Origin of the sequence: Streptomyces sp. XM4193 (assembly GCF_023072595.1) — a bacterium.
In the GTDB taxonomy this organism is placed as follows: domain Bacteria; phylum Actinomycetota; class Actinomycetes; order Streptomycetales; family Streptomycetaceae; genus Streptomyces.
In genome coordinates, this window is sequence record NZ_JALLGK010000001.1 from 1541098 (window position 1) to 1549509 (window position 8412).

The following is an 8412-nucleotide window of genomic DNA, read 5'->3' on the forward strand; positions in this document are numbered from 1 at the left end:
GAGCCCGTCTGCGAGCCACCTCGTGACAGACCGGGATTCACTCTCTAGGGTGCCTGAATATGGATATGCAGAGCACCGTCGTCGTCGGATCGGACGGCGTGACCGCCGAGGACGTACTCGCCGTCGCCCGTGGCGGCGCCCGGATCGAGCTGTCCGAGCAGGCGCTGGAGCGCGTGGGCGCCGCGCGCCGGTTCATCGAGGACCTCGCGGCCCGGCCCGAGCCCGTGTACGGCGTCTCCACCGGTTTCGGCGCGCTCGCCGTCCGGCACATCAGCCCCGAGCTGCGGGCGCGGCTCCAGCGCAACATCGTGCGCTCGCACGCCGCCGGCATGGGCCCGCGGGTGGAGCGCGAGGTGGTGCGGGCGCTGATGTTCCTGCGGCTGAAGACCGTCGCCTCGGGCCACACCGGAGTGCGTCCCGAGGTGCTGCGGACCATGGCCGAGGTGCTGAACGCCGGGATCACCCCGGTGGTGCACGAGTACGGGTCGCTCGGCTGCTCCGGCGACCTCGCGCCGCTCTCGCACTGCGCCATGACCCTCCTCGGCGAGGGCGACGCCGAGGGCCCGGACGGCCGGGTGCGTCCCGCGGGAGAGTTGCTCGCCGAGCACGGCATCGCCCCGGTGGAGCTGCGCGAGAAGGAGGGGCTGGCGCTGCTCAACGGCACCGACGGCATGCTCGGCATGCTGGTGATGGCCTGTGCCGACCTCGCCGCCCTGCACACCGCCGCCGACATCACCGCGGCGCTCAGTCTGGAGGCGCTGCTCGGCACCGAGCGCGTACTGGCGCCCGAACTGCACGCCGTGCGCCCGCATCCGGGGCAGGCGACCAGTGCGGCCAACATGCTGAAGGTGCTTGCGGGTTCGGGGCTCACCGGGCACCACCAGGACGACGCCCCGCGGGTCCAGGACGCCTACTCGGTGCGGTGTGCGCCGCAGGTCGCGGGTGCCGGGCGGGACACCCTCGCGCATGCGCGGCAGGTCGCCGAACGCGAGCTGGCCGCCTCCGTGGACAACCCGGTCGTGCTGGCGGACGGCCGCGTCGAGTCCAACGGCAACTTCCACGGCGCCCCGGTCGCCTATGTGCTCGACTTCCTCGCCATCGCCGCCGCGGACCTGGCCTCCATCGCCGAGCGCCGCACGGACCGGCTGCTGGACCGCAACCGTTCGCACGGGCTGCCGCCGTTCCTCGCGCAGGACGCGGGTGTCGACTCGGGGCTGATGATCGCCCAGTACACGCAGGCCGCGCTCGTCAGCGAGCTCAAGCGCCTCGCCGCGCCGGCCTCGGTGGACTCCATCCCGTCCTCCGCGATGCAGGAGGACCACGTCTCGATGGGCTGGTCCGCGGCCCGCAAGCTGCGTACCGCTGTGGACGGCCTGACCCGGGTGGTGGCGGTCGAACTGTACGCCGCCGCAAGGGCGTTGGAGCTGCGCGCGGAGGCCGCCGGCGCGGGCGGGGGCGCGGATGCGGTCTCGCCGGCCGGACGGGCGGTGGTGGACGCCGCTCGCGCCGCGGGCGTGGGCGGGGCCGGCGGGGACCGTTTCCTGGCGCCGGACCTCGCGGCGGCCGAGGCGTTCGTACGCGGTGGCGGTCTCGTCGCGGCGGCGGAGTCGGTGACCGGGCCCCTGGGCTGAGGCGACCGGGCACCTGGGCCGAGGCGACCGGGCCCCGCCGGCTCTCCGCCCCGGCCGCTGTCGCCGCCGGTGACCCGCGGTGGGCCGGTGACCGGCGCCTTCGCGCACGGCCGGACCGGCCCGTGGATCAGGCGGCGGTGCGGGTCTGGTGGCGGACCGAGTGCGCCACCAGACCCGCACCCACGGCCAGGAACGCCAGGCCGCCGGTCAGGTAGGGGGTGGTGTCGACGCCGCCGGTGTCGGCCAGTCGCGGGTCGTGTTCGGGCTGCGGGGCGGTGCCGGCGCCGCCCGCTTCGCCGTCGGCCGGCTCGACGGTGACGTAGGAGCCGTCCGCCTCGTCCGCCTCCGCGTGCTGTGCGGTGCGCACCGTCGACTGGGGGGCGGTTTCGACCCTGTCGTACGAGGCGTTCGCCGTGGGGACGAACCACAGCGCGCAGAGGACGCCCCCTGCTATCACGGCGGTCGTCAGAGGGCGGTGGTGTGCGGCCACGAGGGGCAACCCTTCGAGTGGTCAGACGGCGAATCGGCGTTGCGCAGGCCGATGTTAACGATCGCGGCGGGTCGTGCGGAAGTCGGGATTCCGCCGCCCCCTAGCCTCCGTGGCATGACGAGCCAAGGTGTGTCCAGCTATGTACGACTTCAGGTGGAAATGGTGCTCGAAGTGTCCGACGTCGACGCCCTGATGGGTGCGGCAGCCGAGCACGTGGAGCAGGAGGACGTGCTCCCCGGTGAGCAGCGCGGCGCGACCCTCGGTGCGGTCGGTGACGGGCTCGAAGGCGCTGCGGAGGCGGTCGCACAGCTCGTCGATCCGATCAGGCTGGTCGACGGCGCCCCGGGCGTCGAGCTGGCGCAGGCGTCCTGGAGCAGCGAGATGCTGGACGGGTCGGCCGCTCGCGACCTCGCCGGCAGCGCCTGGTTCGAGGACGCGGACGGCTTCGCCGACCGGTTCGACGAGGACTTCGGGGGTGGCTCGGACGGGGGTCCGACTGAAGCGCGAAATGCCTCCGAGGGACATAAGGGCAAATCAGACAATGAAGACATCTAGCGCGAAACTGATATGTCGTCGATCGTGAACTGCCGTGTGCGCGAAGCAGTTCTGTCGCATCCGGTCTCGAACAGGCCTCAAATCTGTTCCGGCCTGTCGGTTTCCGTCGTGAGGGTCGCTCGGTGAAGCCGGTGGCCGCTAGTGTTTTGGCCCACAGTGCAATTCGGGGTGGAACGCACCACAGCTGCATCGCGTTCTCTTACGTAGAACTGTGATGTCGCCTGCCCGTTTCGAGCGGGAGCGCGACCCAGGGGACTCAGGGGCTCGGAGTGATGGAGAAGCGTGTGAAGACTGCCAGCAAGCACCGCAACGCGCTCGCGGTGACCGCCGCACTGCTGGGTGGAGCACTCGTGCTCACCGCGTGCGGAGGCGGCGACAGCGGCAGTGACGACGACAAGAAGAACGGCTCCAAGGGGGACTCCTCGGAGACGGAGGCCGGCAAGCAGGGCGGGGACAAGGAAAGCTCCGCCGCCGAGATCGCCATCGCCCCGAAGAACGGCGCGGACAACGTCGGCATCAACAGCGACGCCAAGGTCAGCGTCAAGGGGGGCAAGCTCGACAAGGTCACCATGACCGCCGTCAAGGACGGCACCGCCGTCGAGGGCGAGATATCCGCCGACGGTGCCAGCTGGGCTCCCTCCGGTGCGCTCCAGCGCGCCACCGAGTACCGCATCGAGGCCGTCGCCGAGGACGGCAAGGGCCGGGAGACCACCAACAACTCCACCTTCACCACCGTCTCGCAGGCCAACAGCTTCATCGGCCACTTCACCCCCGAGGACGGCTCCACGGTCGGCGTGGGCATGCCGGTCTCCATCAACTTCGACAAGCCGATCACCAACCGCAAGGAAGTGCAGACCGCGATCCAGGTCAGCAGCTCCGGCGGGCAGGAGATCGTCGGCCACTGGTTCAACGAGCGGCGTCTGGACTTCCGCCCGCAGGAGTACTGGAAGAGCGGCTCCAAGGTCGACGTCAAGATGGCGCTCGACGGCGTCAAGGGCTCCGAGAACGTCACCGGTGTCCAGGACCGCAGCTTCAGCTTCACCGTCGGCCGCTCGCAGGTCAGCACCGTCGACGCCAAGAGCCACCAGATGACCGTGGTCCGCGACGGCAAGACGATCAAGAAGATCCCGATCTCCGCCGGTTCCGACGAGAGCCCCACCTGGAACGGCCAGATGGTCATCTCCGAGCGGTTCAAGAAGACCCGGATGAACGGCGCCACCGTCGGCTTCACCGATGACGACGGCGAGGGCGAGTACGACATCCCGGACGTGCCGCACGCGATGCGCCTGTCCACCTCCGGCACCTTCATCCACGGCAACTACTGGGGCGCGCCCTTCGGTTCGGGCAACGCCAGCCACGGCTGCGTCGGCCTCAAGGACGTCAAGGGCGGCAACGACAAGGGCGCCGACGGCTACTGGTTCTACAAGGAGTCCATGCTCGGCGACGTCGTCACCGTCAAGAACTCCGCCGACAAGACCATCGCCCCCGACAACGGCCTGAACGGCTGGAACATGTCCTGGGACAAGTGGAAGGCCGGCTCCGCCGTCTGACCCTCCGCAGGCGCGGCCCTCTCCTGGAGAGGCGGCCGTCCGCGCTCCGCGACGCCCCGCCGGGGCGCGCGTCCGGCTCCGCATCCGTCACCCCGTCGTTCGGCCGGAAGGCCGTCGGCGGGGTGACGTCGTCGTGACGGCCTCGGGTGCGTCGTGCGCTGCCTCGTCGTCGTGGGCGCCGCCCGGCCTGTACGGCGTGTGCGCCCGGCCCGTACCGCCCGCGGTCGCGTGCGTGTGCCCGTACGGCCCCGCGGAACGCGCCCGGGCGGTGGGCGTGACCGGCCGTCAACGCGCTTTCGCGGGAGGAGAGTTCGGTCCGCGCCCGGTGTCCCGGGGGCGAGGGCCGGCAGTCGCCGCCGGCAGGCGTACGGCGGGTCGGCAGGGGTAGGTCGCAGGGAGGACATGCGGCGCCCGGTCGCCACCTCTCGCGACGGCGGCGGGCCGGGTTCCGTGCCACCGCAGCAGAACCGGAGGCGAGTGACACCATGACCGACAGCAGGGCACTCTTGCTGGTGCTGGACTCCAGGGAGCCGGAGCAACTCGCGCAGTTCTACGCCGCGTTGCTCGGCGGTGCCGAGATACAGGTGCAGCCCGACCTCGCCCATCTGCGCGTCGTCCAGCCGCAGGGCGTTCAGTTGCTGATCCGGCGCAACGAGCAGATGGTGCCGCCCGTCTGGCCGCAGGCCGGCGCCACCGGCCCCGAGATCCGTCTCGCCGTCGCCGATGTGGACGCCGCGGAGCGCGAGATCGTCAGTCTCGGCGGGCAGCCGCTCGACATCGAGTCCGAGGACTCGACGCGCACCTTCGCCGACCCCGAGGGGCACCCGTTCGCTCTGGCGGAGTGGTAGGGCGGGAGCGCCCGTCGCCGGCGCCCGGTGCGCCGGCGACGTTCAACTCCCGGACGGGCCGGGGGAGTCGGCCGGCCCGCTGGGTGAGTCGGCCGACGCGGTCGGTGTGCCGGGCGGCGGACCGTCCGTCCGCCGGGGCCCGGTTCCGGCGCGGGGGCCTACCCGGCGCCGGTGGTAGGCGACGGCGACCACGGCCAGCAGCGGTGGCCAGGCCAGCATCGGGATGTAGCAGACCAGCATGAGCGCGAACTGCGCCGGTGTGCCGATGCCGTCCTGGCCGACCTCGGTGAGATTGCTGTGGAAGACGCGGGCGAGCAGCACGGCCAGCGCCGCGGCTCCGAGCAGTGCCGCGGCCGTCGCGGGCAGCGGCGGCACCCGGCGTCCGCCCAGCAGCGGCATCCAGCGCGGGAAGACCTCGCCCCACCGCTGCACCAGGCCCAGGGTCAGCAGCGCGAGCCCCTCCGAGACCACCGCCAGCAGCAGCACGTACAGAACCTGTGCGGCGTCGGTCAGTTGAAGCCGGGTCACCGGCAGCCCCGCGGCGAACGCGAGCCGCCACAGCGCCGACGGCAGGCAGACCAGCGGCACCGCGTGCGCCGTCAGCACCACCCAGCGCGGCACCTCCGGCAGCGCTTTGAGAGAGAGCATGGCGCCATGCTGGCAGCCGGCCCGAGCGAGGGCGCTGCCGGGCTGTCGGGCGGGCCGGCGCCGGTCGGCCCCCCGGCCGGTGCGGTACGGGACCGCGAGCTTGCGCCCGGCGGGCGACGGGACGGGATCTCCCCAGCTCAGGTGGGTCCCGCACGCCATGTGTCCACCCGGCTGTGGACGCGGACAGACATCTGTCACAAGCCGTGCATCTTTCTGCAACAACCGTTGGACCGCCCTCCTTTCGGCGACGAGCATGGCGAACTCAGCAGTGGCCAGTGCTGAAGGCTGACGGGGGGCTTCATGAATTGGGCAGTGTCCGGGATCGGTGCGACTTCCGCGGTGGGGGCGGACGCGGACGAGATGTTCGCCGGGTTGTGCGCGGGACGCAGCGGACTGCGCGAGCTGTCCGGCATCAGCCCCAAGCCGTACCGGGGGCAGTACGCGTACCAGATCCACGACCATCCCAACGGCGAGGACGTGCCGGGCCGGGCCGGCGCCTTCGTCGCCGACGTGGTCGAACAGGCCGCGACGCAGGCGGGGCTCGGGAGCGACCTGAGCGAGGTGCCGATCCTCATCGGCAGCGGACTGCGCGAGTCGCGCACCGCGGAGCTGCACTGGCGCGACCGGCACGGTCTCGGTGAACTCACCGCGGACGACCTGCACTTCGGCATCGCCATGCGGGAACGCTTCGGCGCCACCGACACCCACACCGTCGCCAACGCCTGCGCGGCCTCCGTCTACGCGCTCGCCCTCGCCGCCGATCTGCTCGCCACCGACCAGGCCGACTCGGTCGTGGTCGCGGGGGTGGACGTGCTGACGGAGAGCATGTCCGGCGTCATGGAGCGGGTCCACCCCGTCGCGCCGGAGCGCATGCAGCCCTTCGACCGCAACCGGGCCGGGGTGATGATGGGCGAGGGCGCCGCCGCTGTGGTGCTCACCCGCGACGACCGCGTCGACCGTGCGCCGCTGTGCCGACTGCGGTCGGTGGAGGTGGGCTGCGACGCGCAGCACGACACCGCGCCGAGTCCGGACGGGTTCGCGGAGGTGATGAGACGGGCCCACAGTGCGGCCGGGGTGGTGCCCTCGGACATCGATCTGGTGATGCTGCACGGCACCGCGACCCTGCTCAACGACGAGACCGAGGCGCTCGCCACCCGGTCGGTGTTCGGCATCGACGCCGGAGTGCCGCTGATGACCGCGATCAAGTCGATGACCGGTCACACCGGGGGCGCCTCGGGCGTGATGGGAGTGGTCAGCGCCGTGCTGTCGATGCGGGACGCGGTGGTGCCACCGGTGGTGGGGCTGGACGAACCGGTGGAGGAGGCGGCCGGCTTCCGGATCGTCACCGGTGGTGCGGCACGTCGTGAGGTCGCCGTGGCCCAGGTGAACGCGCTGGGCTTCGGGGGAATGAACACCGTGGCGGTACTGGAGGCGGCAAACCGATGAGAAGTCACGCGTACCGGTCGGTCGTGATCACCGGCGCCGGTGTCGTACTCCCCGGGGCCGACCGGCCCGAGGCGGTGCCCCAGGGACGGCCGAAGGACGCCGGCCCCGTCGACACCGTGCAACTGCTGCGCGGCATCGGCGGCTACCGCGGACTGCGCTACAAGGACCGGGCCACTCAACTCGCCTACTGCGCCACCGAGTTCGCCCTCACCGACAGCGGGCTTCTCGCCGATGGCACGCTCACCGTCCCGGCGGAGAGCGTCGGGGTGCTCGCCAGCTCCAACACCGGCAACCTGGACACCGTGGTGCGCGTCGTCGACACCCTGCGCAGCGGCACCACCGACGATCTGAGCCCGATGGACCTGCCCCGGGTCTCCTGCAACGTCGTCGCCTCCTCCGTCGCCATCCGGCACGGACTGCGCGGGCCCAACCTGATGATCTGCAACGGTTCCACCTCCGGTGCGGACACGGTGCGTTGGGCCGCGACGATGCTGCGCACCGGCAGACTGCGGCGCGCGCTGATCATCGGCGTCGAACCGGACACCGAGCCGACCCGGACGCTCGCCGACGGTGCGGCTCCGCTGGACGGCGCGGTGGCGCTGGTCGTCGAGGACGCCTCCGCGGCTGCCGCGCGCGGGGCCCGGGTGCGCGCCCGTATCGGCGGCCACGCGCGCGGAGCCGGGATCGCCGACTGCCTCGCGGCGCTCGCGGAACTGGAGCCGAGGGAGCCCGCGGCGTGGCACGTGCCCGGCCCCGCGGCGCCCGACGGGGTGCTGCCGGGCGTGCCCCGGTACGACCTCACTTCGGCCTGGGGCCCGTCCTCGGGTGCGCTCGGGGTGCTCCAGTGCGTCGCCGCCGTCGGCGCGTTCGACGGGGGCGCGACCGGCGCCGTGTACACGACGGCGGGTGACGACGCCCGCGACGCCACGGCAGGACTGGTGCTGACGCCGGCCGGTTGACCCGGCCCGGGCCGACCGGTTCGGGCTCCGCGGGGGTGCGGGCCCGTACGGGGCCGCACCGGGCCCGCGCGAGCGGCTCCGCAGAGCGCACTGCCCGCACCACCCGCCCGCACCACCCGCCCGCACCGCTCGACGAACGGGCGGCCACCGCGTCGCTGCCGAACAGGCCGCGCCCGGCGCCCGAGAGCCGCGTCCGGCACCCCGCCGGCCCCCGATCCCGACCGACACCCGCCGACCGACACCCGCCGACCGACACCGGCCGACTGAACCGGCCGACCGACACCG

General features: G+C 72.6%; 8 protein-coding genes. 6 read left to right on the plus strand and 2 right to left on the minus strand.

Annotated features, from left to right (window positions below):
• Positions 1-59 precede the first annotated feature (59 nt).
• Positions 60-1631 carry a histidine ammonia-lyase gene (gene hutH / locus MTQ01_RS06490; RefSeq protein ID WP_247487330.1) on the plus strand — a complete coding sequence of 524 codons (1572 nt, stop codon included), beginning with the start codon at positions 60-62 and terminating at the stop codon, positions 1629-1631.
• Positions 1632-1758: 127 nt separating this feature from the next.
• Here the strand turns inward: hutH and MTQ01_RS06495 are convergent, their stop codons facing one another.
• A complete protein-coding gene (locus MTQ01_RS06495) occupies positions 1759-2121 on the minus strand; it encodes a hypothetical protein (RefSeq protein WP_247487333.1) in 363 nt (120 codons plus the stop codon).
• 114 nt (positions 2122-2235) lie between these two features.
• On the opposite strand from MTQ01_RS06495, the gene MTQ01_RS06500 reads away from it, so the two are divergent.
• The 3 genes from MTQ01_RS06500 (at position 2236) to MTQ01_RS06510 (ending at position 5074) form a co-directional block, all read left to right on the plus strand.
• Positions 2236-2676, plus strand: a complete 441-nt coding sequence (locus MTQ01_RS06500) for a hypothetical protein (RefSeq protein WP_247487334.1) — start codon at positions 2236-2238, stop codon at positions 2674-2676.
• Between the two features lie 272 nt (positions 2677-2948).
• Positions 2949-4226 carry an Ig-like domain-containing protein gene (locus MTQ01_RS06505; protein ID WP_247487336.1) on the plus strand — a complete coding sequence of 426 codons (1278 nt, stop codon included), beginning with the start codon at positions 2949-2951 and terminating at the stop codon, positions 4224-4226.
• 485 nt (positions 4227-4711) lie between these two features.
• Complete coding sequence (locus tag MTQ01_RS06510) at positions 4712-5074, plus strand: VOC family protein (RefSeq protein WP_247487338.1); 363 nt, start codon at positions 4712-4714, stop codon at positions 5072-5074.
• Positions 5075-5116: 42 nt separating this feature from the next.
• On the opposite strand, the gene MTQ01_RS06515 is transcribed toward MTQ01_RS06510, so the two are convergent.
• Entirely contained in the window at positions 5117-5722 is a 606-nt protein-coding gene (locus tag MTQ01_RS06515) for a hypothetical protein (RefSeq protein ID WP_247487340.1), read from the minus strand.
• 300 nt (positions 5723-6022) lie between these two features.
• Here MTQ01_RS06515 and MTQ01_RS06520 point away from each other — a divergent pair, with 300 nt between their 5' ends.
• Positions 6023-7168, plus strand: coding sequence for a beta-ketoacyl synthase N-terminal-like domain-containing protein (locus MTQ01_RS06520; RefSeq protein ID WP_247487342.1), 1146 nt, complete (start codon positions 6023-6025; stop codon positions 7166-7168).
• Complete coding sequence (locus MTQ01_RS06525; RefSeq protein WP_247487344.1) at positions 7165-8127, plus strand: beta-ketoacyl synthase N-terminal-like domain-containing protein; 963 nt, start codon at positions 7165-7167, stop codon at positions 8125-8127. The genes MTQ01_RS06520 and MTQ01_RS06525 overlap by 4 nt, the downstream gene beginning before the upstream one ends.
• Positions 8128-8412 lie beyond the last annotated feature (285 nt).

Bases quoted from the DNA above. Each gene is read 5' to 3' on its own strand.
- hutH (WP_247487330.1), top strand. From the start codon at position 60: ATGGATATGCAGAGCACCGTCGTCGTCGGATCGGACGGCGTGACCGCC.
- MTQ01_RS06500 (WP_247487334.1), top strand. From the start codon at position 2,236: ATGACGAGCCAAGGTGTGTCCAGCTATGTACGACTTCAGGTGGAAATG.
- MTQ01_RS06505 (WP_247487336.1), top strand. From the start codon at position 2,949: ATGGAGAAGCGTGTGAAGACTGCCAGCAAGCACCGCAACGCGCTCGCG.
- MTQ01_RS06510 (WP_247487338.1), top strand. From the start codon at position 4,712: ATGACCGACAGCAGGGCACTCTTGCTGGTGCTGGACTCCAGGGAGCCG.
- MTQ01_RS06515 (WP_247487340.1), bottom strand. From the start codon at position 5,722: ATGCTCTCTCTCAAAGCGCTGCCGGAGGTGCCGCGCTGGGTGGTGCTG.
- MTQ01_RS06520 (WP_247487342.1), top strand. From the start codon at position 6,023: ATGAATTGGGCAGTGTCCGGGATCGGTGCGACTTCCGCGGTGGGGGCG.
- MTQ01_RS06525 (WP_247487344.1), top strand. From the start codon at position 7,165: ATGAGAAGTCACGCGTACCGGTCGGTCGTGATCACCGGCGCCGGTGTC.